20 protein-coding genes are annotated in these 24,069 nt (G+C 68.2%); 10 read left to right on the forward strand and 10 right to left on the reverse strand.

What is annotated here, in order from left to right:
* Positions 1-35: 35 nt before the first annotated feature.
* The 3 genes from sufD to M4D77_RS02335 are packed head-to-tail and all read right to left on the reverse strand — an operon-like array spanning position 36 to position 3,510.
* Positions 36-1,223 carry a Fe-S cluster assembly protein SufD gene (gene sufD, locus M4D77_RS02325; RefSeq protein ID WP_068971577.1) on the reverse strand — a complete coding sequence of 396 codons (1,188 nt, stop codon included), beginning with the start codon at positions 1,221-1,223 and terminating at the stop codon, positions 36-38.
* Positions 1,223-2,671, reverse strand: a complete 1,449-nt coding sequence (gene sufB, locus M4D77_RS02330) for a Fe-S cluster assembly protein SufB (protein WP_259935445.1) — start codon at positions 2,669-2,671, stop codon at positions 1,223-1,225. Before sufB ends, sufD begins: the two co-directional genes overlap by 1 nt.
* Entirely contained in the window at positions 2,668-3,510 is an 843-nt protein-coding gene (locus M4D77_RS02335; protein WP_058250378.1) for a metalloregulator ArsR/SmtB family transcription factor, read from the reverse strand. Before M4D77_RS02335 ends, sufB begins: the two co-directional genes overlap by 4 nt.
* Positions 3,511-3,643: 133 nt before the next feature.
* On the opposite strand from M4D77_RS02335, the gene mptB reads away from it, so the two are divergent.
* From mptB to M4D77_RS02355, 4 genes are all read left to right on the forward strand, one after another.
* Positions 3,644-5,464, forward strand: a complete 1,821-nt coding sequence (gene mptB, locus M4D77_RS02340) for a polyprenol phosphomannose-dependent alpha 1,6 mannosyltransferase MptB (protein WP_259935456.1) — start codon at positions 3,644-3,646, stop codon at positions 5,462-5,464.
* 108 nt (positions 5,465-5,572) lie between these two features.
* Positions 5,573-6,553 carry an ABC transporter ATP-binding protein gene (locus M4D77_RS02345; RefSeq protein ID WP_083229431.1) on the forward strand — a complete coding sequence of 327 codons (981 nt, stop codon included), beginning with the start codon at positions 5,573-5,575 and terminating at the stop codon, positions 6,551-6,553.
* Complete coding sequence (locus tag M4D77_RS02350) at positions 6,550-7,380, forward strand: ABC transporter permease (protein ID WP_396266484.1); 831 nt, start codon at positions 6,550-6,552, stop codon at positions 7,378-7,380. The genes M4D77_RS02345 and M4D77_RS02350 overlap by 4 nt, the downstream gene beginning before the upstream one ends.
* Positions 7,377-8,435 carry a heme A synthase gene (locus M4D77_RS02355; RefSeq protein ID WP_259935447.1) on the forward strand — a complete coding sequence of 353 codons (1,059 nt, stop codon included), beginning with the start codon at positions 7,377-7,379 and terminating at the stop codon, positions 8,433-8,435. Before M4D77_RS02350 ends, M4D77_RS02355 begins: the two co-directional genes overlap by 4 nt.
* A gap of 13 nt (positions 8,436-8,448) precedes the next feature.
* Here the strand turns inward: M4D77_RS02355 and M4D77_RS02360 are convergent, their stop codons facing one another.
* Positions 8,449-8,835 (reverse strand): hypothetical protein, encoded by a 387-nt coding sequence (locus M4D77_RS02360; RefSeq protein ID WP_065632159.1) that lies wholly within the window; start codon positions 8,833-8,835, stop codon positions 8,449-8,451.
* 32 nt (positions 8,836-8,867) lie between these two features.
* Here M4D77_RS02360 and M4D77_RS02365 point away from each other — a divergent pair, with 32 nt between their 5' ends.
* Positions 8,868-9,842: a quinone oxidoreductase gene (locus tag M4D77_RS02365; protein ID WP_159370742.1), complete on the forward strand. Its 975-nt coding sequence runs from the start codon at positions 8,868-8,870 to the stop codon at positions 9,840-9,842.
* A gap of 7 nt (positions 9,843-9,849) precedes the next feature.
* Here M4D77_RS02365 and M4D77_RS02370 read toward each other — a convergent pair whose 3' ends face one another.
* Positions 9,850-10,845 (reverse strand): heme o synthase, encoded by a 996-nt coding sequence (locus M4D77_RS02370; protein WP_065632157.1) that lies wholly within the window; start codon positions 10,843-10,845, stop codon positions 9,850-9,852.
* 371 nt (positions 10,846-11,216) lie between these two features.
* Here M4D77_RS02370 and tkt point away from each other — a divergent pair, with 371 nt between their 5' ends.
* From tkt to pgl, 5 genes are read left to right on the forward strand one after another with little or no spacing between them, the layout of a single operon-like run.
* On the forward strand, positions 11,217-13,295 hold the full coding sequence (tkt, locus tag M4D77_RS02375) for a transketolase (RefSeq protein WP_065632223.1): 2,079 nt from the start codon (positions 11,217-11,219) through the stop codon (positions 13,293-13,295).
* A gap of 27 nt (positions 13,296-13,322) precedes the next feature.
* Positions 13,323-14,444: a transaldolase gene (gene tal / locus M4D77_RS02380; protein ID WP_065632156.1), complete on the forward strand. Its 1,122-nt coding sequence runs from the start codon at positions 13,323-13,325 to the stop codon at positions 14,442-14,444.
* Between the two features lie 6 nt (positions 14,445-14,450).
* Positions 14,451-16,004, forward strand: coding sequence for a glucose-6-phosphate dehydrogenase (zwf, locus tag M4D77_RS02385; protein WP_065632155.1), 1,554 nt, complete (start codon positions 14,451-14,453; stop codon positions 16,002-16,004).
* A gap of 49 nt (positions 16,005-16,053) precedes the next feature.
* Positions 16,054-16,986 (forward strand): glucose-6-phosphate dehydrogenase assembly protein OpcA, encoded by a 933-nt coding sequence (locus M4D77_RS02390; protein ID WP_065632154.1) that lies wholly within the window; start codon positions 16,054-16,056, stop codon positions 16,984-16,986.
* The gene (pgl, locus tag M4D77_RS02395) at positions 16,983-17,720 is read left to right on the forward strand and encodes a 6-phosphogluconolactonase (RefSeq protein WP_058250369.1); all 738 of its coding nucleotides are present in this window, start codon (positions 16,983-16,985) and stop codon (positions 17,718-17,720) included. Before M4D77_RS02390 ends, pgl begins: the two co-directional genes overlap by 4 nt.
* 7 nt (positions 17,721-17,727) lie before the next feature.
* Here the strand turns inward: pgl and ppc are convergent, their stop codons facing one another.
* The 5 genes from ppc to gap all read right to left on the reverse strand — a co-directional run bounded on the left by ppc (position 17,728) and on the right by gap (position 24,014).
* Complete coding sequence (ppc, locus tag M4D77_RS02400; protein WP_065632153.1) at positions 17,728-20,559, reverse strand: phosphoenolpyruvate carboxylase; 2,832 nt, start codon at positions 20,557-20,559, stop codon at positions 17,728-17,730.
* A 55-nt stretch (positions 20,560-20,614) separates the two neighbouring features.
* Positions 20,615-20,851: a preprotein translocase subunit SecG gene (gene secG, locus M4D77_RS02405; RefSeq protein ID WP_010841002.1), complete on the reverse strand. Its 237-nt coding sequence runs from the start codon at positions 20,849-20,851 to the stop codon at positions 20,615-20,617.
* A gap of 106 nt (positions 20,852-20,957) precedes the next feature.
* Positions 20,958-21,746 (reverse strand): triose-phosphate isomerase, encoded by a 789-nt coding sequence (gene tpiA, locus M4D77_RS02410; RefSeq protein WP_259935448.1) that lies wholly within the window; start codon positions 21,744-21,746, stop codon positions 20,958-20,960.
* Between the two features lie 3 nt (positions 21,747-21,749).
* Complete coding sequence (locus M4D77_RS02415) at positions 21,750-22,961, reverse strand: phosphoglycerate kinase (protein ID WP_058250366.1); 1,212 nt, start codon at positions 22,959-22,961, stop codon at positions 21,750-21,752.
* Between the two features lie 33 nt (positions 22,962-22,994).
* A complete protein-coding gene (gene gap / locus M4D77_RS02420) occupies positions 22,995-24,014 on the reverse strand; it encodes a type I glyceraldehyde-3-phosphate dehydrogenase (protein WP_259935449.1) in 1,020 nt (339 codons plus the stop codon).
* Positions 24,015-24,069 lie beyond the last annotated feature (55 nt).

Consider the following 24,069-nt stretch of genomic DNA (forward strand, 5'->3'; position numbering starts at 1 on the left):
GGCTGGGAAGTTCGGATGGCGAGGGTGATCGGCGGTCAGGCGCCGGCGAGTTCGAGTTCTTGCTCGACCGCCGCCGAGAGACGCTCGCGCAGCTCGGGCACACCGATCTTGGCGATCACCTCGCCGAAGAAGCCGCGGATGACGAGGCGTCGGGCCTGGTCCTCGGGGATGCCGCGGGCCTGCAGGTAGAACAGTTGCTCGTCGTCGAAACGACCGGTGGCGCTGGCATGTCCGGCACCGACGATCTCGCCGGTCTCGATCTCGAGGTTCGGCACCGAGTCGGCACGTGCGTTGTCGGTCAGCACCAGGTTGCGGTTGAGCTCGAAGGTGTCGGTGCCCTCGGCCTCGGCGCGGATCAGCACGTCGCCGACCCACACGGTGTGGGCCTCACGGCTGCGATCGCCGGAGACGTCGCCCTGCAGCGCGCCCTTGTAGACGACGTTCGAGCGGCAGTGCGGCTGGCTGTGGTCGACGAGGAGGCGCTGCTCGAGATGCTGACCGGCGTCGGCGAAGTACAGACCCCACATCTCGACGTCGCCACCGGGCGCGTCGTAGTGAACGATCGGCGACAGTCGAACCAGGTTGCCGCCGAAGCTGATCGCGAAGTGGCGGACCACGGAGTCACGGCCGGCGCGCACGTGATGCGTCGCGACGTGGACGGCGTCGTCCTCCCAGTCGTGGATGTTCACGACGGTCAGTGCGGCACTGTCGCCGACGACGAATTCGACGTTCTCCGCGAACGTGCCGCTGCCCTTCTGATCGAGGACGACGACGGCGCGCGCGAACGCCTCGAGCCGGATCTGGGTGTGGCCGAAGGCGGTCTCGCCCTCGCCGGGGCCGGTGACCGTGACGGTGACCGGCTCGGCGAGCTCGACCTCGCGGCCGACGGTCACCACGGTCGCCTGCGTGAACGATGAATACGCCTGCGCGGCAACACGGTCGAACGGCACGCCGCCCTCGCCGAGGCGCTTGTCGTCGCGACCGATGGTCTCGACCTTGACGCCCTCGGACGCTCCGGTCACTTCCACGGTCGCCTCGCCGGACCGCTGCGCGGACCCGTCGTGCAACCCGCGGAGACGACGGAACGGGGTGAACCGCCACGCCTCCTCGCGGGGACTCGGCACCTCGAAGGCGTCGACGTCGAACGAGGTGAACATCTCACCCTTGTTGACGACGGGCGCCGCCGAGCCGGGAGTGGTCACGGGCAATGTGGGATCGGCCATCAGCCGACAGCTCCTTCCATCTGGAGCTCGATCAGGCGGTTGAGCTCGAGCGCGTATTCCATCGGCAGTTCTTTGGCGATCGGCTCGACGAAGCCGCGGACCACCATGGCCATCGCCTCGTCCTCGGTCAGACCGCGACTCATCAGGTAGAAAAGCTGGTCGTCGCTGACCTTCGAGACGGTCGCCTCGTGACCCATCGTCACGTCGTCCTCGCGGATGTCGACGTACGGGTAGGTGTCGCTGCGCGAGATGGTGTCCACCAGCAGCGCATCGCATTTCACCGTCGACCGGCTGCCGTGCGCACCGTTGTTGATCTTGATCAGACCGCGGTACGACGCCCGGCCACCGCCTCGGGCCACCGACTTGGAGACGATGTTGCTCGAGGTGTTCGGCGCGAGGTGGACCATCTTGGAACCGGTGTCCTGGTGCTGGCCCTCACCCGCGAACGCGACCGAGAGGACCTCGCCCTTGGCGTGCTCGCCGGTCAGCCAGACCGCCGGGTACTTCATGGTGACCTTGGAACCGATGTTGCCGTCGATCCACTCCATGGTCGCGCCGGCCTCGGCCTTCGCGCGCTTGGTCACCAGGTTGTAGACGTTGTTCGACCAGTTCTGGATGGTCGTGTAGCGGCAGCGGCCGCCCTTCTTCACGATGATCTCGACGACCGCTGAATGCAGCGAGTCCGTCTTGTAGATCGGCGCGGTACAGCCCTCGACGTAGTGCACATAGGCACCCTCGTCGACGATGATCAGCGTGCGCTCGAACTGGCCCATGTTCTCGGTGTTGATCCGGAAGTAGGCCTGCAGCGGGATGTCGACGTGGACACCCGGCGGCACGTAGATGAAGGACCCACCCGACCACACCGCGGTGTTGAGCGCGGAGAACTTGTTGTCGCCCGCCGGGATGACGGTCCCGAAGTACTGCTGGAAGATCTCCGGGTGCTCCTTGAGCGCGGTGTCGGTGTCGAGGAAGATCACGCCCTGCTTCTCGAGGTCCTCGCGGATCGAGTGGTAGACGACCTCGGACTCGTACTGCGCCGCTACACCGGAGACGAGACGCTGCTTCTCCGCCTCGGGGATGCCGAGCTTGTCGTAGGTGTTCTTGATGTCCTCGGGCAGGTCGTCCCACGTGGCGGCCTGCTTCTCGCTGGAGCGCACGAAGTACTTGATGTTGTCGAAGTCGATGCCCTCGAGCCCCGCACCCCAGCCGGGCATGGGCTTCTTGTCGAAGATCTTGAGGGCCTTGAGGCGCTGCTCGAGCATCCACTCGGGCTCGCTCTTCTTCGCCGAGATGTCGGCGACGACCGCCGGGGACAGTCCGCGCTTGGCGCTCGCGCCCGCGACGTCGGAATCGGCCCAGCCGTAGCCGTACTTGCCGAGGGCGGCGATCGTCTCCTCCTGGGTGAGGGGCGTCGCTGGGGTCGGGGTGGCCGGATCGGTGACAGTCATCGCGTGGCCTTTCGGGTTGTCGTGGCGGTCGGTGTCTGGTTCGGGGTGGCGCGGGGCGATACGGGCTGCGTATCGGGGTCCGCGACGGCCCCGGGTCGGTCTTCGGTGGTCCCACCCGGCGGTGGGTGGATCGGCACATGGGTGGTGCAGGCGCAGTCACCGTTGGCGATGGTCGCCAGTCGCTGCACGTGCGTGCCGAGGAGTTCGGTGAAGACCGCGGTCTCCGCCTCACACAGCTCCGGGAACTCGGTCGCGACGTGCGCCACCGGGCAATGGTGCTGGCAGATCTGCATGCCGGTGCCGACCTGACGCGTGTTGGTCGAGTACCCCGCGCTGGTGAGCGCGTCGGCGATCTCGTCGACCGTGTCGGCGACGGTCACCGGGCCGGTGCTGGGACGGACGCCGGCCACGATGCGTTCGACGCGCTCGCGGGCGAACTCGGCGACCGCGTCGGTGCCGCCGAGATCACGAAGCTTACGCATCGCCGCACCGGCCAGGTCGTCGTAGGCGTGGCGCATCTTGCCGCGTCCGGAAGCGGTGAGCTGGAAGTACTTGGCGGGTCGGCCCCGGCCTCGCTGACCGAACCCCGGCGAGGCGACCTCGATGTCCCCGGCGCCGGTCAGGGCGTCGAGATGGCGACGCACGCCGGCCGCCGAGATGCCGAGGCGCTCGCCGATATCGCCGGCGGTGAGCGGGCCGTCTTCGACGAGCAGGGTGACCACGGCCTCCCGGGTCTGACCGTCATGGTGCGCGTCGACACCGCCGGTCACTCCGGCACCCGTACCAGCGGAGGGCACGGCGCCGGCACTGCCAGAAGGCAGCACAACATCGTTCCGCATGGTTTTCACAACACGAGTGTGACGTAATTACTTCCCTGCTGCCAGCAAGGGTGCCCTTATCGCAGGGGGTCGAGAGGCCACCACGCCCGGCGATTACAGTCGTCGTGTGCCCGAAACCACAGCTCCGCGCCGCGTGCCGGACTACTTCGGACTCGTCTGGACCCGGTTGGTCGCCCTGCTCGACTATCTCGGACTGCGCAAACAGCGCCCTGCCGCTGCCGGCGCCGAACCCGGCGACTACGGCAAGACCGTGGCCCGCCTACACGACGACGAGCGCGAGGTCGGCCCGCTCAACGCCGAGGAGACCCGCCGGCTCCGCCGGATCAAGCTCTTCGGCGCCACCGGCTCGGTACTGATCCTCATCGGCGCCCTCGGGACCGGTGCGGTACCCGTACTGCAGAACCCCGTTGCCGGGATGCGCGTCCTGTCGTTGCCGTCACGCATGTTCGGCACCGCCCTCGCGCTGTCCATCGGCGGCGCGATCACCCTGGTCGTCGCGTGGTTGTTGCTCGGCCGGTTCGCAGTCGGCCGGTTCAGCGTCGAGGTCCGCCACGGCCGGAGCCCGGAGCGCCGCATGAGCCGCCGCCAGGCCGACCGGACCCTCATGCTGTGGATCGCCCCGATCATCGTGGCGCCGCCGCTGCTGAGCAAGGACATCTACTCGTATCTCGCGCAGAGCGCCATCGCCTTCCGGGGCATGGATCCGTACTCGGTCAGTCCGGTCCGCGGACTCGGCGTGGACCACATTTTGACCAGGTCGGTGCCCAACCTCTGGCGCGACACCCCCGCGCCCTACGGCCCCTTCTTCCTGTGGATCGGCGAGGGCATCACCAAGGTCACCGGCGACAACATCACCGCCGCGATCTTCCTGCACCGCGTCGTCGCACTGATCGGCGTCGCGCTCATCGTCTGGGCACTCCCCCGCCTGGCCCGCCGCTGCGGGGTCTCGTCGGTGGCCGCACTCTGGCTGGGCGCGATGAACCCGCTGGTCATCCTGCATCTCGTCGGGGGCATCCACAACGAGGCCCTCATGCTCGGCCTGATGCTGGTCGGTCTCGAGTTGAGTTTCCGCGCCATCTACGGCGCCGAACGACTCCGCCGACCCGGGACCCTCGTCCCCACCCGAGCGGGCTGGTTGCTCATCGGCGGCGGTGCGGTGCTCGCGGCGTCGGCGATGATCAAGGTCACCTCGATGCTCGCCCTGGGCTTCGTCGGCATCGCCTTGGCCATGCGGTGGGGCGCCACCCTGCCCGTGCTCCGCCACACGCCGATTCGGGAATGGTGGGGTCGCTCCCGGTGGTCGGTGTACATGCTGAGCGCGTCGGCGGCCTTCTACGTGGTGGTCCTGGGCATCGTGATGATGGGGATCTCCCTCGGCACCGGGCTCGGCTTCGGCTGGACGGGCACGTTGTCGACGGGCGAGATCGTCCGCTCGTGGATGTCGATGCCGACCCTGTTGTCGGTGACCACCGGCCGGATCGGCGTCACCCTCGGCCTCGGCGAGCACACGCAGGCGATCCTCGAGGTGGCCCGGCCCATCGGCCAGCTCGTCGCCGCCCTGTTCATCGTCCGGTGGATGCTCGCCACGCTCGGCGGCCGGCTCCACCCACTCGGTGCACTCGGTGTGTCGATGGCCACAGTCGTGCTGTTCTTCCCGTTCGTGCAGGCCTGGTACCTCCTGTGGGCCGTGATCCCGCTGGCCGCGTGGGCCACCGGCGCCTGGTTCCGGATCTCCACGATCGCGGCGTCGGCGATCATCGCCATCGTGGTGATGCCCACGAGTTCCAACACGAGCGGAGTGGTTCTGGCACAAGGACTTCTGGCCGGCATGATCATGGTCGCGGTTCTCACCGCCCTGTTCTTCGAGGACCGCGCGCCCCGTCGTCGACGCCGCCGCGGGCCCGTGTCGGACGACGACGAGGCCACGGCCGGGTCGGCGTCGGCACGACGATGAGCGCATGCGCCGTGTGCCCGGTCACCGCTTTTCGTCCCTGGGCTCCGAGCGCCTAGTCTGACCAGTGTGCGCAGCACGACCTCTCGGCAGATCAACGACGACGATCGGGTGAACGATCGTCGGCTCCGCGATCCCGGGTCAGCCGCCTCCGCCGGCACCCCGGCCGCCACTGCGGCGGCCGTCGAGGTTCGTGGTCTGGTCAAGCGCTTCGGGGATCGCACCGCGGTCGATCGGCTCGATCTCACCCTCGAACGCGGCGAGATCCTCGCCCTGCTCGGTCCCAACGGCGCGGGCAAGACCACGACTGTCGAGATCTGCGAGGGCTTCACCGCACCCGACGCCGGCAGCGTCCGCGTCCTGGGTCTCGATCCCATCGCCGACAACGACGCGCTCCGGCGCCGCATCGGCGTCATGCTGCAAGGCGGTGGCGCCTACCCGGGAGCCCGGGCCGAGGAGATGCTGCGCCTGGTGGCCGCGTATTCGGCCGATCCCATCGATCCCGAGTTCCTGCTCGACGCACTCGGCCTGACCGACGTGCGTCGAACGTCCTACCGACGTCTGTCCGGTGGCCAGCAGCAGCGCCTCGCCCTCGCCTGCGCGGTCGTCAGCCGCCCCGAACTGGTCTTCCTCGACGAACCGACCGCCGGACTCGATGCCCACGCCCGCCTCGTCGTGTGGGAACTCATCGACCGGCTCCGGGCCGACGGAGCATCCGTCCTGCTCACGACGCATCTGATGGACGAGGCCGAGGAACTCGCCGACCACGTCGCGATCATCGATCACGGCCACGTCGTCGCCGACGGGACACCCGCCGACCTCACCAGCACCGGCGCCGAGAACGAACTGCGCTTCACCGCACCACGTGGACTCGACCTGTCGATGCTGGTGCTGGCCCTGCCCGAGGACTACCACTGCACGGAGGCCACCCCCGGCTCGTATCTGGTCATCGGTCCGATGACGCCGCAGGTGCTGGCCACGGTGACCGCCTGGTGCGCCAAGATCAACGTCCTCGCGACCGATCTGCGCGTGGAGACCCGCAGCCTCGAAGACGTCTTCCTCGATCTCACCGGACGGACCCTTCGACCGTGACCTCATCCGCACCCACCGGGCTCCCCCGCCCCGCCGACCGTGCTGCCGGAACATTCCCCGACGGTCTGTTCCGCCCCGCTCCCCGGGCGGCGTCGCTGCCGGCGATGATCGCCGCGCAGAGCGGCCTGGAACTCAAGCTCCTGCTCCGCAACGGCGAGCAGTTGCTCCTCACGATGTTCATCCCGATCACGCTGCTCGTCGGTCTGTGCCTGCTGCCGATCGACACCGGGTTCGGCGACGGCCCCGCCGAGCGGGCGGCGCTGTTCGTCCCGGCGATCCTGACCGTCGCGGTGATGTCGACGGCGTTCACCGGACAGGCGATCGCCGTCGGGTTCGACCGTCGCTACGGCGCGCTGAAACGCCTCGGCGCGACGCCGATACCGCGCTGGGGCATCATCGCCGGCAAGTCGATCGCGGTCCTCGTGGTGGTCGCGCTGCAGTCGGTGATCCTCGGTGGGATCGGCGCCGCGTTCGGCTGGCGACCGAGCCCCGTCGGTCTGCTCATCGGTGCGGTGGTCCTCGCGGTCGGCACCGCGTGCTTCGCGGCTCTCGGGCTGCTGCTCGGCGGCACCTTGAAGGCCGAGGTCGTGCTGGCACTGGCGAACCTGCTGTGGTTCGCGTTCATCGGCCTCGGCAGTCTCGTCGTCGTCGACTCCAACATCCCCGACGCCATGCACTGGATCGCGCGGTGCATCCCGTCGGGGGCACTGAGCGAGGCGCTCGAGATGGCCTCGGAGGGTTCGTTCGACGCCTTCGGGGTGGGTGTCTTGCTGGTGTGGGCCGCGGTGGCCGGCACCTTGGCGGTGAGGTGGTTCCGATTCCGATGACATCCGATACTTCGAACGCCCCGGCCACGGCCCGGTCGGGCGATCATGCCGCGGCCGCCGGCGACGCGCGCCGGCCGCTGACCGGTCCGTGGCGGTTCGTCCCCGGCTTCGGCCGGCCGACGGCACGATTCGTGCATCGCTGGGCCATCGCCCTGCTCGTCTCGAACGTGGGCATCGTGGCCACCGGCGGCGCCGTGCGCGTGACCGCCTCGGGCCTCGGTTGCCCGACCTGGCCGCGGTGCACCGACGAGTCGTTCGTGCCGCACGGCGAACTGGGCATGCACGGCGCGATCGAGTTCGGCAACCGTCTGCTCACCTTCGTGCTGATCGTCATCGCCATCGCGACCTGGGTCGCCGTCCTGCGGTTGGCCGGAGCGGCGCGCCGGGACAAGTGGCTGGTCACCCTCATCGCGCTCGGCATCCCGTTCCAGGGGGTGATCGGCGGGATCACGGTCCTGACCCAGCTCAACCCGTGGGTCGTCGCGCTGCATTTCCTGCTGTCCATGGCATTGGTCTCCGCATCCACCGTGCTCGTCTACCGGATGCGTCCGTATCCGACGCCGACCGCGCCCGGATCGCACGACGCCGACGCTCCCTCGACCGCCACACGCCGACTCGGCATCTACCTCGCCTGGCTGGTCTATCTCGTCACCTGGGGCACGATCTACCTCGGCACGGTCGTGACCGGCTCCGGCCCGCACGCCGGCGATGTGGACGCCCCGCGGAACGGTCTCGACCCCGGCAACGCGACACAGCTGCACGCCGACGCCGTCTTCACCCTCGTCGGGCTCGCGATCGCGGCCCTCGTCTACGCACGGGTGTTCGCGCGGCCGCAACAGCGCTCGGCAGTGGTGTTCATGCTGCTCCTGCTGCTCCAGGGCCTGATCGGGTTCGTGCAGTTCGCCACCGATCTGCCCATCGCCCTCGTCATCGCGCACATGTTCGGCAGTGCGGTCCTGCTCATCGGCGCCACCTGGCAGCTCCTGATCGCGCGGAACCCGATCGTCAAGGATCCGGCGACGAAAAAGGCAGACCCGCTGCGCGAGTCTGCCTGATCGAACTCCGGCCTCAGAGGATGGCGCGGTTGCGCGCACGCGGGAAGCGCTTCTGCCGCGCGACCCAACCCGCCATCTTGCGGTAGTGCGACGTCGACACCGTGGTCTCCGAGGTGAGGTCACGGTCCCATTCGGCGATCTCGAGACCGTCGACGGCGTCGACCACGGCCTGCGCGGTCGCGAGATCGGGCACAACCCGGTCCCCGAGGATGCCGTTGGCGTCGCCGACGAGCGTGATCCGCACACCGGCGTCCCCGATCGCCTGGAGGACGACCTTCGCGCTGCCACCTTCGCGCTCGACGAACTTGCGTACCGAGGCGACGACCTCGGTGGGTGCCTCGACCTTCTGCTGCGTGCCCGAGTTCTCGCCGTCGGTGGTGTTCGTCATGGGGGTCAGCATACCGGGGCGATTCCGGCGTGTAGAACGGTGTCGTGCGAGCTATCCAGGTGACCCGCCACGGCGGACCCGACGTCCTGACCTTCGGCAGCGTCGACGATCCCATCCCCGCCTCCGACGAGGTGATCGTCCGGACCGCAGCGGTGGGTGTGAACTTCATCGACACCTATCTGCGCCGGGGCCTCTATCCCTCCACACCGCCCTACATCCCCGGCACCGAGGGCGCGGGCATCGTCGTCGCGACCGGCTCGGATGTGACGTCGCTGCAGGAAGGTCAGCGGGTGGCGTGGTGTGCGGCCCCCGGTTCGTATGCGGAGCTTGTCGCGGTCCCGGCCTCGAAAGCGGTCCCGGTACCCGACGCGGTCGACGACGCGGTGGCCGGGTCGTCGCTTCTCCGCGGTCTCACCGCGCACTACCTCCTCGACGGGAGTGCTCATCCCCAAGCCGGCAACACGATCCTGGTGCACGCCGGTGGCGGTGGTGTCGGCCTGATCCTCACCCAGCTCGCCAAGCGCCGCGGACTGACGGTCATCACGACGGTCTCGTCCGACGAGAAGGCGGAACTCTCGCGCGCCGCGGGGGCGGATCACGTCCTGCGCTACGGGGAGGACCTGAGTTCCCGCGTCCGTGACCTCACCGACGGACGCGGCGTGCCGGTGGTCTACGACGGCGTCGGCGCCGACACGTTCGAGCAGTCACTGGCCTCGACCGCGGTCCGGGGGATCATCGTGCTCTTCGGGGCGGCGAGCGGGCCGGTTCCGCCGTTCGACCTCCAACGTTTGAACGCGGCGGGATCGCTGTCGGTGACGCGGCCGACACTGGCGCACTTCACCGACACGGCCGAGGAACTGAACCGCCGGGCCGGCGAGTACTTCGAGGCGATCGTCGACGGCAGTGTCGAGGTGCGCGTCGGCCAGCGTTACCGATTGGCCGATGCGGCTGCCGCACACACCGACCTGGAGGCACGTGTCACCACGGGTTCGACGGTGCTGTTGCCGGCCGGGACGTGAGCCGCGCTCAGAAGTAGGACGAGATGGTCTGCAGTCCGACGACCGCGTCGATCGCGAGTCCGCAGAACACGATGGCGAGGTACTCGTTGGACTGCAGGAACACCTTCAGCGGTGCCACCTCGGCACCGCGCTTGGTGTCGCGGTACAGCTTGGTCACCCGCTCCAGGAACCAGCCACCGGCGGTCAGCGCGATCACGGTGTAGATCCAGCTCGTCGCCGGGATCAGCAGCAGTGAGGTCACCACGGTGAGGACCGTGTAGATCAGCATCTGGCGGGTGACGCGTTCTTCGGTCGCGATGACCGGGAGCATCGGCACACCGGCCGCCTTGTAGTCCTCCTTGTAGCGCATCGCCAGCGCCCAGGTGTGCGGCGGCGTCCAGAAGAAGATGACCGCGAAGAGGACGATCGGCTGCCAGCTCAGCGACCCGGTGACCGCGGCCCAACCCACCAGGGTCGGCATACAACCCGCGGCGCCGCCCCAGACCACGTTCTGCCAGGTCCGACGCTTGAGGATCAGCGTGTAGACGCCGACGTAGAAGAGGATCGTCGCCGAGACGAGCAGCGCCGAGAGGAGGTTGGCGGCGAAGTACAGGACCGCGAAGGACGCCGCCCACAACGCGAGACCGAAGATGAGCGCGCTCCGCGGCGCGACCGCGCGGCGGGCCAGCGGACGCCGGGCCGTGCGCTTCATCTTCTTGTCGATGTCGGCGTCGGCCACCATGTTAAGGGTGTTGGCGCTGCCTGCGCCGAGCCAGCCACCGATCAGGGTGAAGGCGATGACCGCGATGTCGACGTGGCCGCGGTCGGCCTGCAGCATCACCGGGATCGTCGCGACGAGAAGCAACTCGATGACACGCGGCTTGGTCAGCGCGATGTAGGCGAGCACCGTCGCACGCACACGCCCGGCCCACGATTGATCGGCCGGTGCGACCGTTTCGGTCGATACCTGCGGATTCGATGCGGTGTCGGTCGAGTGAGATGCGGCGGAACTGTTCCCGCTCACACGCTCCCCTATCCTCACGAACACTCCTCGTCCGCCCGCACAGACGCCCGCGGGCTACTACGGAGCATGGTAGACGTTTGCCTCTGCGAACCGTGAATCGAGGCATGGCACCGCCATGCGCGAGCTCTCGACCGGCGATGACGCCAGAACTCGCCGGTAACCATCGGTCGGCGCGCAACGCGCGGCCGGCGCCGATTACTCTGGACGCGTACGCGCCGACGATCGTCGGTGGCCGACACCGGTCAGCGCCGATACCGATCAACGCCTACACCGATCACGCTGGTACCGGTCGCCCTGGTACCCATCGCCCCTTCTACGACCTCCGACCGAGTACGAATCGCACCGAGCAGGCACAGGAGACCTTCAGCATCGTGGCCGACACAGACGAGATCCGCGCTTTGACCACCCACCGCCACCCGGACGACTGGACCGACCTCGACACCCGCGCCGTCGACACGGCCCGGATCCTGGCGGCCGACGCAGTGCAGAAGTGCGGAAGCGGGCACCCCGGTACCGCGATGAGCCTCGCTCCGCTCGCCTACACCTTGTTCCAGCGAGTCATGCGTCACGACCCGACCGACACCGACTGGGCCGGGCGCGACCGCTTCGTCCTCTCGTGCGGACACTCGAGCCTGACGCTCTACATCCAGCTCTACCTCGGCGGGTTCGGTCTCGAGCTGTCCGACATCGAGGCGCTGCGGACCTGGGACTCTCTCACGCCGGGCCACCCCGAGTTCCGCCACACCCGCGGCGTCGAGATCACCACCGGCCCGCTGGGTCAGGGTCTCGCCTCGTCGGTCGGCATGGCGATGGCCGCCCGACGCGAACGCGGCCTGTTCGACCCCGATGCGGCGCCCGGACAGAGCCCGTTCGACCACTACATCTACGTCGTCGCCTCCGACGGCGACATCGAAGAGGGCGTGACGTCGGAGGCCAGCTCGCTGGCAGGCACCCAGCAGCTCGGCAACCTGATCGTGTTCTACGACCAGAACCAGATCTCGATCGAGGACGACACCGACATCGCGCTGTCGGAGGATGTCGCGAAGCGCTACGAGGCCTACGGCTGGCACGTGCAGACCGTGGAGGGCGGCGAGGACATCGTCGCCATCGAGGCGGCGATCGAGGCGGCCCAGCAGGTCATCGACCGGCCGTCGATCATCTGCCTGCGCACCATCATCGGCTACCCCGCCCCCAACATGATGAACACCGGCATGGCCCACGGCGCGGCGCTCGGCGAAGACGAGGTCGCGGCGACGAAGAAGGTCCTCGGTTTCGACCCGGAGAAGAACTTCGAGGTCACCGACGAGGTGATCGGCCACACCCGCAAGCTCATCGACCGCGGCGCCGAGGAACGCACGGCGTGGACGTCGTCGTTCGATGCCTGGGCGGAGAAGAACCCCGACGCCAAGAAGCTGTTCGACCGGCTCACCGCCCACGAACTGCCCGAGGGCTGGACCGACGTGCTGCCCAGCTGGAACGTCGGCGACAAGGATGTCGCGACCCGCAGCGCATCGGGCAAGGTGCTCGGCGCGCTCGCGCCCGTGCTGCCCGAGCTGTGGGGCGGTTCGGCCGACCTGGCCGGCTCCAACAACACCACCATGGACGGCGAGCCGTCGTTCGGACCGACCTCGATCAGCACCAAGAAGTGGTCGGCCAACCCCTACGGCCGCACCCTGCACTTCGGTGTCCGTGAGCACGCCATGGGATCGATCCTGTCGGGCATCGCGCTGCACGGGCCGACCCGCGCCTACGGCGGTACGTTCCTGCAGTTCGCCGACTACATGCGTCCCGCGGTCCGCCTCGCGGCGCTGATGGAGATCGATCCGATCTACGTCTGGACCCACGACTCGATCGGTCTGGGTGAGGACGGCCCGACCCATCAGCCGATCGAGCACCTGGCCGCGCTGCGCGCGATCCCGAACCTCGACGTCGTCCGGCCGGCCGACGCCAACGAGACCGCGTACGCCTGGCAGCACCTGCTCACCCGCCGGAACCATCCGGTCGGCCTGGCGCTCACCCGCCAGAACATCCCGATCCTGGAGGGCACCTCGGCGCAGGGCGTCGCCAACGGCGGATACGTCCTGAGCGACTCCGAGGGTGATCCCCACGTCGTGCTCATCGGCACCGGCTCCGAGGTGTACCTCGCCGTCGATGCACAGAAGGCGCTGGCGGAGAAGGGAATCAAGGCGCGAGTCGTTTCGATGCCCTGTGTCGAGTGGTTCGATGAGCAACCGCAGGGGTACCGCGACCACGTGCTGCCGCCGTCGGTTCCGCGCGTCGCCGTCGAAGCCGGTATCGCCATGCCGTGGTACCGCATCGTCGGCGCCGGTGGCGAGATCGTGTCGATCGAACACTTCGGGGCCTCCGCCGACTACAAGGTGCTGTTCACCAAGTTCGGCATCACCGCCGAGGCCGTGACCGCGGCCGCCGAGCGCGTCGTCGCGGGCTGAGCGCCAACAACCCACAAGGAGAGAATCGTGACCCAGAACGAGAAGCTCGCCGAACTGTCCGCCGCCGGAGTTTCGGTGTGGCTGGACGACCTGTCCCGGGACCTGATCAGCTCAGGTGACCTTGCCGAACTCATCAGCACCAAGTCGGTCGTCGGGGTGACCACCAACCCGTCGATCTTCCAGGCCGCGCTGTCGTCGGGCCATGCCTACGACGACCAGGTCAACGAACTGGCCGCACGGGGCGCCGACGTCGACGCCACCATCCGGACGGTCACCACCGACGACGTGCGCAACGCCTGTGACGTCCTCGCCGCGACCTACGAGTCGACCGACGGCGTCGACGGACGCGTGTCGATCGAGGTCGATCCGCGCCTCGCCCACGACACCGACGCCACGGTGGCACAGGCCGTCGAGCTGTGGAAGATCGTCGACCGGCCGAACCTGCTCATCAAGATCCCGGCCACCGAGGCCGGGCTCCCCGCGATCAGCAAGGTCATCGCCGAGGGCATCAGCGTGAACGTGACGCTGATCTTCTCGGTCGAGCGCTACGAGAAGGTCATCGCCGCCTACCTCGACGGCCTCGACGCCGCCGCCCAGGCCGGCCACGACCTCTCCCGCATCCACTCCGTCGCCTCGTTCTTCGTGTCGCGGGTGGACACCGAGATCGACAAGCGACTCGACGCCATCGGCACCCCGGAGGCCACCGAGCTCAAGGGCAAGGCCGCACTGGCCAATGCACGTCTCGCCTACTCGGCCTACCAGCAGGTCTTCGAGGTCGAGTCGCGGTTCCCCGAGCTGCTCGCCAAGGGCGCCCGCCCGCAACGCGCACTCTGGGCGTCGACGGGCGTCAAGAACCCCGACTACCCGGACACCCTGTATGTGAGCGAGCTCGTCGCGCCCAACACGGTCAACACGATGCCGGGCAAGACGATGGACGCCTTCGCCGACCACGGCTGGGTCAACACCGAGTCGATCATCGGTCTCGCGGCCGAGTCGCAGGAGATCTTCGACAAGCTCGTCGCGGTGGGCGTCGACCTGACCGACGTCTTCCTGGTCCTGGAGAACGAGGGCGTCAGCAAGTTCGAGGACGCGTGGAACGATTTGCTCAGCGCGACCGCCGAGCAACTGTCCGCGGCGAACAAGGGCTGACCGCAGGTGGCGGGAGGCGAGGAGTCAACCGGGACCGGTTCGTGGACCAATCCGCTCCGTGACCCGCAGGACAAACGGCTGCCGCGCATCGCGGGACCGTGCAGCCTGGTCATCTTCGGGGTCACCGGCGACCTCGCCCGCAAGAAGTTGATGCCGGCGGTCTACGACCTCGCCAACCGCGGCCTCCTGCCACCGTCGTTCGCCCTCGTCGGCTTCGCTCGGCGCGACTGGACCGACGAGGACTTCGGCGCCATCGTCCACGACGCCGTCCGCGAACACGCACGGACCGGATTCCGCGAAGAGGTGTGGGAACGCCTCGCCGAGGGATTCCGGTTCGTGCAGGGCGCATTCGACGACGACGCCGCCTTCGACAGGCTGCGCGACACGCTCAAGTCACTCGACGTCGAACGCGGGACCGACGGCAATCACGCGTTCTACCTGTCGATTCCGCCGGGGGCCTTCCCGACGGTCTGCGAGCAGCTCGAGCGCAGCGGTCTCGCCACGCCGACGGGCGACAGCTGGCGACGGGTGGTGATCGAGAAGCCGTTCGGCCACGATCTCGAGTCCGCGCGTGAACTCAACGCGATCGTCAACAACGTCTTCCCCGAGTCGTCGGTGTTCCGGATCGACCACTATCTGGGCAAGGAGACCGTCCAGAACATCCTGGCCCTGCGGTTCGCCAATCAGCTCTTCGACCCGCTGTGGAGCTCGCATTACGTCGACCACGTCCAGATCACCATGGCCGAGGACATCGGACTCGGCGGCCGGGCGGGTTACTACGACGGGATCGGCGCGGCGCGCGACGTCATCCAGAACCACCTGCTGCAGCTCATGGCCCTGGTCGCGATGGAGGAGCCGATCTCCTTCGAGCCCAAGCAGTTACAGGCCGAGAAGATCAAGGTCCTCGCCGCGACGCGCAACGTCCTGCCGATCGACGAGAACACCGCCCGCGGTCAGTACGGACCGGGTTGGCAGGGCAGCGAGAAGGTGCCGGGCCTCAAGGAGGAGGAGGGTTTCGCGAAGGACTCGAAGACCGAGACCTTCGCCGCCATCGCCCTCGAGGTCGACTCCCGCCGCTGGGCAGGGGTCCCGTTCTATCTGCGCACCGGAAAGCGCCTGGGCCGTCGCGTCACCGAGATCGCACTCGTCTTCAAGCGCGCTCCGCACCTGCCGTTCGACCAGACCATGACCGAGGAACTGAGCCAGAACGCGCTCGTGATCCGGGTCCAGCCGGACGAGGGCATCACCCTCCGATTCGGGTCGAAGGTCCCCGGGTCGAGCATGGAGGTCCGGGACGTCAACATGGACTTCAGCTACGGCACCGCCTTCACCGAGGCCTCGCCGGAGGCGTACGAGCGTCTCATCCTCGACGTCCTGCTGGGTGAACCCTCGCTGTTCCCCGTCAACGAGGAAGTCGAATTGTCGTGGCGCATCCTCGATCCGGTGCTCGACCATTGGGCCGAGTCGGGGTCGCCCGACACCTACGAGTCCGGGACGTGGGGGCCGCGTTCGGCCGAGGAGATGATGGCCCGCACCGGTCGCGCGTGGCGCCGGCCGTGACGAGACGTCCGTACGCCCGCACCGTCCGATCCGTTCAGGAGGCCTCCCGATGATCGTCGAACTGCCCGACACGTCGACCGGAAAGGTCGCCAAGAAGATCATCGAGGTGCGCGCCGCAGGCGGCGCGCTGAGTCTGGGTCGCGTGCTCACCCTGGTCGTGTGCGTCGAACTCGGTGAGCCGATGGAAGGGGCCATCGAGGCGGCGGTCGGCGCGAGCCGCGAGCACCCCAGCCGCGTCATCGTCGTGTATCGCGGTGTGCGTGAAGGCGACTCACGGCTCGATGCGCAGATCCGCGTGGGCGGCGATGCCGGCGCCTCCGAGGTGGTCGTGCTGTCGCTGCAGGGCGAACTCGCCGACCATCCGGACAGCGTGGTGACCCCCTTCCTCCTCCCCGACACCCCGGTCGTCACCTGGTGGCCGGGCAAGGGACCACGACGCCCCGCCGACGATCCGCTCGGCAAACTCGGGCACCGGCGCATCGTCGACGCGAGCAAGGCGGGCGACTCGCTCACGGTGCTGGCGCAGCGCCTCGAGACCTACTCCCCCGGCGACACCGACCTCGCCTGGACCCACATCACCCACTGGCGCGCGATCCTCGCGTCCGCGGTCGACCGACCGCCGCACACCCCGATCACCGAGGTCGTGGTCACCGGGTCGCAGAACTCGCCCTCGGTGGACCTGATCGCCGGTTGGCTGCGGTCCACCCTGAACGTCCCGACGCGACGCCGCCGCGGCAGTTTCGAGATCCGACTCCACCGCGACGAGGGTCCGACCATCCTCGCCGTCGACGAGGAGAACAACGCCGTGCTGACGATGCCCGGCAAACCCGATGGACGCGTCGCCATGGGCCGGCGTGAACTTCCCGCGTGTATCGCGGAGGAGCTACGACGACTCGACACCGACGAGGTGTACTTCGAAGCACTCAAGGGTGTCCCCGAGGTCGAGTTCACAGATGACACCGAAGGAGTTGCCGCCCGATGACCACCGAGACCCTCGTCTTCGACTCCAAGCAGGAACTCGTCGAGACCGCCGCGACCCGGTTCGTGGATCTCGTGACCCGAGCCCAAGCCGAACGCGGCGTCGCGAGTGTGGTGCTGACCGGCGGCAGCAACGGGATCGGCCTGCTGTCGGCGCTCGCCGCCGACAGCGGCACCATCGACTGGTCCAAGGTCGACATCTACTGGGGCGACGACCGTTTCGTCCCCGCCGACGATCCGGAACGCAATTCGGGTCAGGCGCGCGAGGCGCTGCTCGACACCGTGCCCGTCGACCCGTCGCGGGTGTTCCCGATGGCGCCGTCGGACGGACCGCTCGGCGACGACATCGAGGCCGCCGCCGCGGATTACGCCGCGATTCTCGCCGGCCGGTCGAGCGACGGCGTGGCGCCGGAGTTCGATCTCCATCTGCTCGGCATGGGCGGTGAGGGACACATCAACTCGTTGTTCCCGCACACTGCGGCCACCGCGGAGACCACGAAGTCGGTGGTCGCCGTCGAGGATTCGCCGAAGCCGCCGCCGCGCCGGATCACCCTGACCCTGCCCGTCGTCAACCGTTCCCGGCAGGTGTGGTTCCTGGTCGCCGGCGCCGACAAGGCCGAGGCGGTCGGTGCCGCACACGGTGGCGCGGACCCGGCCGACTGGCCCGCCGCCGGGGCGCGCGGCACCGAGGAGACCATCTGGTTCCTCGACGACGCGGCCGCCGCCGACATCCGGTGACCGTCCGCTAGCCCGAGTTCCGCAGCGCGGTGGCGAGGCCGTTCATGGTGAGCTGGATCCCGCGCCGCACGATCGGGGTGTCCTCCCCCGCGCGGAAGCGCCGCAGCAGCTCGACCTGCAGCAGGTTGAGCGGCTCGAGATACGGGAAGCGGTTGTAGACCGACCGCTTCAGCGCGGCGTTGTCGTGGAGCAGGTCGTCGGTGCCGGTGATCTTCGCGCACATCGCGATCGTCCGCTCGTGTTCGTCGACGATCATGCCGAACACCCGCTCGCGCAGCTCCTCGTCGGGCACCAGCTGCGCGTACCGGTGGGCCAGGCCCATGTCCGACTTCGCCAGTACCTGAGCCATGTTCGACATCACGGTGCGGAAGAACGGCCACTTGGCGTAGTACCGCCGCAACGTCTCCAGCCGCTCCGGATCGTCCCCGACCCATTCCTCGAACGCCGAGCCCGTGCCGTACCAGCCGGGCAGCATCACGCGCGACTGCGTCCACGAGAGCACCCACGGGATCGCCCGCAGATCGGAGATCTTCTCGGTCTGCTTGCGCGACGCCGGCCGGCTGCCGATGTTGAGGGCACCGATCTCCGACAGGGGCGTCGAGGTGGTGAAGTACTCGACGAATCCCGGTGTCTCGTGAACCAGCCGGCTGTATGCGGCTCGCGCTTTCGCCGCGATGTCGTCCATGATTTCGTAGGCCGAGTCGGATTCGTCGCCGAGGCCTTCGGTGTCCAGGAGTGAGGACTCGATGGTCGCGGCGAGCAGCGTCTCCAGGTTGCGCCGCGCCGTGACCGGTTCGGCGTACTTCGCGGCGATGATCTCGCCCTGCTCGGTGATGCGCAGCGAGCCCTGAACCGCGCCGGGCGGCTGGGCCAGGATGGCGTCGTAACTGGGACCACCGCCGCGCCCGACGGTCCCGCCGCGCCCATGGAACAGACGCAACCTGATGCCCGACCGCGACGCCACGTCGACCAGATCGAGCTCGGCGCGGTAGAGCGCCCAGTTCGCGGCCATGTAGCCGCCGTCCTTGTTCGAGTCCGAGTAGCCGAGCATGATCTCCTGAATCCCGTTCTGGGACTCGACCATCGCCCGATAGAACGGGACGTCGAGAACGGCGAGGAGGGTCGCTGCGCCCTGCTGGAGATCCTCGATCGTCTCGAACAGCGGAACCACGCGGACCGTACAGCGTGGAGAACCGTCATTCGCGTCGTAGAGGCCTGCCTCCTTGAGCAGGATCAGCGCCTCGAGCATGTCACTGACCGACGTGCACATGCTGATCACATAGTTGGGCACGGCCGCGGGACCGAAGGTCGCGACCGCCCTGGCGGCGGCCCGGACGATTCCGAGTTCCTTGGTGGCCAGCTCGCTCAGCTCGGCGTCGGGACTGGTCAACGGTCGACGCGCACGCAGTTCCGCGGAGAGGATCTCGACGCGCTCGGACTCGTCGAGCGACGCATAGTCCGGATGCACACCCGCCCACGCGAGCAGCTCGGCGACCACTTCCTCGTGCATGTCGGAGTTCTGCCGCATGTCCAGTCCGGACAGGTGGAACCCGAAGGTGCGCACGGCTTCTCGCAGGGCGAGCAACCGGTCGTCGGCGATCGTGTCGTCGTTGTTCGCGCGCAGCGCGCCGTCGATCACATCGAGGTCGGCGAGGAGTTCGGCGGCGTCGCCGTACGGCTGTTTCCCGTCGATGAGGAAGAGGTCGCTCGAGGTGAGGAAGTCGTCGTCGAACATCTCCCGGGCGGTCGCCACCAGACGGGACCGGATGGCGCGCAGGGCGAGCCGGAAGGGTTCGTCGGCCCCCGGGTCGTCGGCGTCGGCCCCGGCGAGGTCGAACAGGGTGTCGCTGGCGTCGATGAGCCGGGCCGACATGCTGAGTTCCTGTGCGAGACTCTCGAGTTCGGCCAGGTGATGTCCGACTGCGGTCTGCGCGGCGAGCGTGGTGGCTAGGGTCACCACCTCGGAGTTCACGAACGGATTGCCGTCGCGGTCGCCGCCGATCCAGGACCCCATCCGGATCATCGGTTCGTCGGCGAGTCCGGCGTCGGGGTACGCCGAGCGCAGCGCGGTGCGTACCGCGGTGTTGATGGCGGGCACGACCTCGAAGAACGAGGCGTCGTAATAGCGGAGCCCGGAACGGATCTCGTCCTGGATCGTGAGACGTTCGAGCCGGATGAGGGCGGTCTGCCAGAGCGTCAGGATCTGCCGCCGGATCGACTCGGTGACCGCCGCGTCCTCGTCCGGCATCAGCTCGGTCCGGCCGCGGAACCGCATCAGCTCGGTGATGCGGTTCTGGGCCTCGAAGACGGTGCGTCGGCGGGTCTCGGTGGGGTGAGCGGTGATGACCGGCACCACGGCGGCATCGGCCAGCGCCCGGCCGACCTCGTCGTCGCCGAGTCCCGCCTCGGCGAGCTTGCGGTAGGTGGCGGCGAGGCTGCTGTCCTGGGGCGGGTCTCCGGCCCGGACGTGGATGGCGCGGCGCCGCTCACGGTGGATGTCCTCGGCCAGGTTCGCCAGCAGGGCGAAGTGGCTGAACGCGCGGATGACCGGGACCGCGGTGGAGATGTCCAGATCGACGAACATGTCGGCGAGCTCGGTGCGGTCGATCTCGTTGCGGCGCACCCGGAATGCGGCCACGCGGGCGGCTTCGACGAGATCGAAGACGTCGCTGCCGGAGTGCTCGCGGACGACGTCACCCAGGATCCCGCCGAGAAGGCGGATGTCCTCCCGTAGGGGTTCGGTGAGTGCTCGGCCCTCGTCGTCGACGACGATGTGGTCGACGATGGAGATCGATGGGCGCCAGTCCGGGACTCCCCGCGCGGGGACGGTTTCACTCATGCCGTCAAGTATCCCGGCAACTCACGGGCGCGGCATCCCGAGGCGCGTACGGTGGCTAGCCGGACAGTTTGATGTCGACGCCCACGCCGACGATGAAGATCACCCAGATGAGCCCGACGAAGATCGTCAACCGGTCCAGGTTGCGTTCGACGACGCTCGAGCCCGAGAGGCTGGACTGGACACCGCCGCCGAACAGCGACGACAGACCGCCACCCTTGCCGCGGTGCAGCAGGATGAGCACGATCAGCAACACGCTGGTCACGATCAATCCGATGTCGAGTGCACCTTGCACAGTCACGAGTCGCAACGCCCTTCCGTAAAGCCCCTACATACAGCTGTGGCAGGTCAACCCCCGAAAAGAGGCCAACCTGCCACAGTGTACGCGTGGGTGCGACCCGTCAGGGCAAGGGGCCACCCGCGGCGATCGCCGACAGCGTCGCGAACTCGTCGGACTTCAGCGATGCGCCGCCGACCAGGGCGCCGTCGACGTCGGGACGTCCGACGATGTCGCCGACGTTCTTGGCGTTGACCGATCCGCCGTAGAGGATCCGCACCGATGCCGCGGTCTCGGCGTCGGCGATCTCGACCAGCGCCTCACGGATCGCCTTGCACACCTCCTGGGCGTCGTCCGCACTCGCCACCCGGCCGGTGCCGATCGCCCAGACCGGCTCGTACGCGATGACGGTCTGAGCGATCTCGGCCGCGGACAGACCGGCGAGCGATCCCTTGAGCTGCGCCACGTTGTAGGCCACGTGGTCGTCGGCCTCGCGGACGTCGAGCCCCTCACCGATGCACACGATCGGGGTGAGTTCGTGCTTGAGCGCGGCCTTGGTCTTGGCCAGCACGACCTCATCGGTCTCGTTGTGCAGGGTGCGCCGCTCGGAGTGCCCGACCACCACGAAGATGCAGCCGAGCTTCGCGAGGAACGCACCGCTGATCTCGCCGGTGTAGGCGCCCGAGTCGTGCGCCGACAGGTCTTGCGCACCGTAGGTGAGCAGGAGCTTGTCGCCGTCGACGACCGTCTGCACGCTGCGGATGTCGGTGAACGGCGGGATGACCGTCACGTCGACCTTGTCGAAGTACTTCGCCGGGAGGGCGAAGGCGATCTTCTGAACCAGCGCGATGGCCTCGAGATGGTTCAGATTCATCTTCCAGTTGCCCGCGATGAGCGGTTTACGAGTCGCCATGGATCAGCTCTCCAGAACCTTCAGTCCGGGGAGTTCCTTGCCCTCGAGGTACTCCAGCGATGCGCCACCTCCGGTGGAGATGTGCGAGAAATCGGAGTCGGGCAGACCCAGAGTGCGGACCGCGGCCGCCGAGTCGCCGCCACCGACCACGGTGAACGCACCGTTGCCCGTCGCACCGGCGATCGCCTCGGCGACACCGCGGGTGCCCGCCGAGAACTTCTCGAACTCGAACACACCCGACGGGCCGTTCCAGAAGATGGTCTTGGCGCCGGAGAGGACCGCGGCAAACCGCTTCACCGATTCCGGCCCGATGTCCAGACCCATCCAGCCGTCGGGAATGGCGTCCGAGGCCACCGTGTCCGATTCGGCGTCGGCGGCGAACTTGTCGGCCACCACGACGTCGACCGGCAGGTGGATGACGTCACCGAACCGCTCGAGCAGGCTCTTGCAGACGTCGATCTGATCTTCCTGCAGCAGCGAGGACCCCACCGAATGCCCTTGTGCGGCAAGGAAGGTGAACGCCATACCGCCGCCGATGACCAGCGTGTCGACCTTGGGGGCCAACGCCTCGATGACACCGAGCTTGTCCGACACCTTCGATCCGCCGAGGACGACGGCGTAGGGTCGCGTCACCTCTTCGGTGAGCTTGGACAGCACGTCGACCTCGGCCGCCACCAGCTCGCCCGCGTAGTGCGGGAGCAGCTTGGCGACGTCGTAGACCGAGGCCTGCTTGCGATGCACCACTCCGAAGCCGTCGGAGACGAACGCGCCGTCGTCGCCGACGAGCTCGACCAGCGCCTTGGCGAGCGCCTCGCGCTCGGCGTCGTCCTTGGCGGTCTCCCGCGGATCGAAGCGGATGTTCTCCAGCAGCAGGACGTCGCCGTCGGTGAGTCCTTCCGCGCGGGCCAGCGCGTCGGTGCCGACAACGTCACCGGCGAGCTGCACGTTGCGGCCGAGTTCCTCACCGAGGCGGGCGGCCACCGGTGCCAGCGAGAACTTCGGATCCGGCTCGCCCTTCGGACGACCCAGGTGCGCGGTGATGATCACCTTGGCACCGGCGTCGATGAGCGCGTTGAGCGTCGGCAGGGACGCGAGGATGCGACCCGGATCGGTGATCGTCGACCCGTCGAGCGGGACGTTGAAATCCGACCGGACCAGCACACCCCTGCCCGAAACACCTTCGTCCAGAAGGTCTTTCAGAGTGGGAACACCCATGAGGCGTTTACTCCTAAGGTCGTTGGGGGTGGGTCAGAGCGACTTGCCGACGAGACCGATGAGGTCGACGAGGCGGTTGGAGTAGCCCCACTCGTTGTCGTACCAGGACACGACCTTGGCCTGGTCGTCGATCACCTTGGTCAGGCCGGCGTCGAACAGCGAGCTGTGCGGGTCGGTGACGATGTCGGACGAGACGATCGGTGCGTCGTAGTACTTCAGGATGCCCTTGAGCGGACCGTCGGCAGCGGCCTCGAGCGCGGCGTTGATCTGCTCGGCGGTGGCGGTCTTCGACAGCTGGGCGGTGAGGTCGGTGACCGAACCGGTGGGGATCGGGACACGCAGCGCGTAGCCGTCGAGCTTGCCCTTCAGCTCCGGGAGCACCAGGCCGATGGCCTTGGCGGCACCGGTCGAGGTCGGCACGATGTTGATGGCGGCGGCGCGGGCGCGACGCAGGTCCTTGTGCGGGCCGTCCTGCAGGTTCTGGTCCTGGGTGTAGGCGTGGATCGTGGTCATGAGGCCCTTGACGATGCCGAACTCGTCGTTGAGGACCTTGGCCAGCGGGCCGAGGCAGTTGGTGGTGCACGAGGCGTTCGAGATGATGTTCTGGCTGCCGTCGTACTTGTCGTCGTTGACGCCCATCACGATGGTGATGTCCTCGTCCGAGGCGGGGGCGGAGATGATGACCTTCTTGGCGCCGGCATCGAGGTGTCCCTGAGCCTTGGCGCGGGCGGTGAAGATGCCGGTCGACTCGACGACCACGTCGACGCCCAGGTCGCCCCACGGGATGGCGGCCGGACCTTCCTTGACCTCGAGGGCCTTGATCTTCTGCTCACCGACGACGATGGTGTCGTCGCCCTCGAGGGTGACGTCGTCGGACAGGCGACCGAGGATGGAGTCGAACTTCAGCAGGTGCGCGAGGGTCGCGTTGTCGGTCAGGTCGTTGACCGCGACGATCTCGATGTCGGTGGTGCCCAAAGCTTTTTGCGCTTCGACGGCACGGAAGAAGTTGCGGCCGATCCGGCCGAATCCGTTGACGCCTACCCGAACAGTCACAGTTGTGCTCCTTAGCGGTATTCATGGTCGGGCCTGGTGGTCAAGCCCGGTCTGG

Origin of the sequence: Gordonia sp. p3-SID1431 (assembly GCF_025143765.1) — a bacterium.
In the GTDB taxonomy this organism is placed as follows: Bacteria; Actinomycetota; Actinomycetes; order Mycobacteriales; family Mycobacteriaceae; genus Gordonia; species Gordonia hongkongensis.

Excerpts from the sequence above, each read along its gene's own strand:
- sufB (WP_259935445.1), bottom strand. The coding sequence starts at position 2,671 with ATGACTGTCACCGATCCGGCCACCCCGACCCCAGCGACGCCCCTCACC.
- ppc (WP_065632153.1), bottom strand. The coding sequence starts at position 20,559 with ATGAGTGAAACCGTCCCCGCGCGGGGAGTCCCGGACTGGCGCCCATCG.
- M4D77_RS02355 (WP_259935447.1), top strand. The coding sequence starts at position 7,377 with ATGACATCCGATACTTCGAACGCCCCGGCCACGGCCCGGTCGGGCGAT.
- M4D77_RS02360 (WP_065632159.1), bottom strand. The coding sequence starts at position 8,835 with ATGCTGACCCCCATGACGAACACCACCGACGGCGAGAACTCGGGCACG.
- tpiA (WP_259935448.1), bottom strand. The coding sequence starts at position 21,746 with ATGGCGACTCGTAAACCGCTCATCGCGGGCAACTGGAAGATGAATCTG.
- M4D77_RS02415 (WP_058250366.1), bottom strand. The coding sequence starts at position 22,961 with ATGGGTGTTCCCACTCTGAAAGACCTTCTGGACGAAGGTGTTTCGGGC.
- M4D77_RS02335 (WP_058250378.1), bottom strand. The coding sequence starts at position 3,510 with ATGCGGAACGATGTTGTGCTGCCTTCTGGCAGTGCCGGCGCCGTGCCC.
- sufD (WP_068971577.1), bottom strand. The coding sequence starts at position 1,223 with ATGGCCGATCCCACATTGCCCGTGACCACTCCCGGCTCGGCGGCGCCC.
- pgl (WP_058250369.1), top strand. The coding sequence starts at position 16,983 with ATGACCACCGAGACCCTCGTCTTCGACTCCAAGCAGGAACTCGTCGAG.
- M4D77_RS02390 (WP_065632154.1), top strand. The coding sequence starts at position 16,054 with ATGATCGTCGAACTGCCCGACACGTCGACCGGAAAGGTCGCCAAGAAG.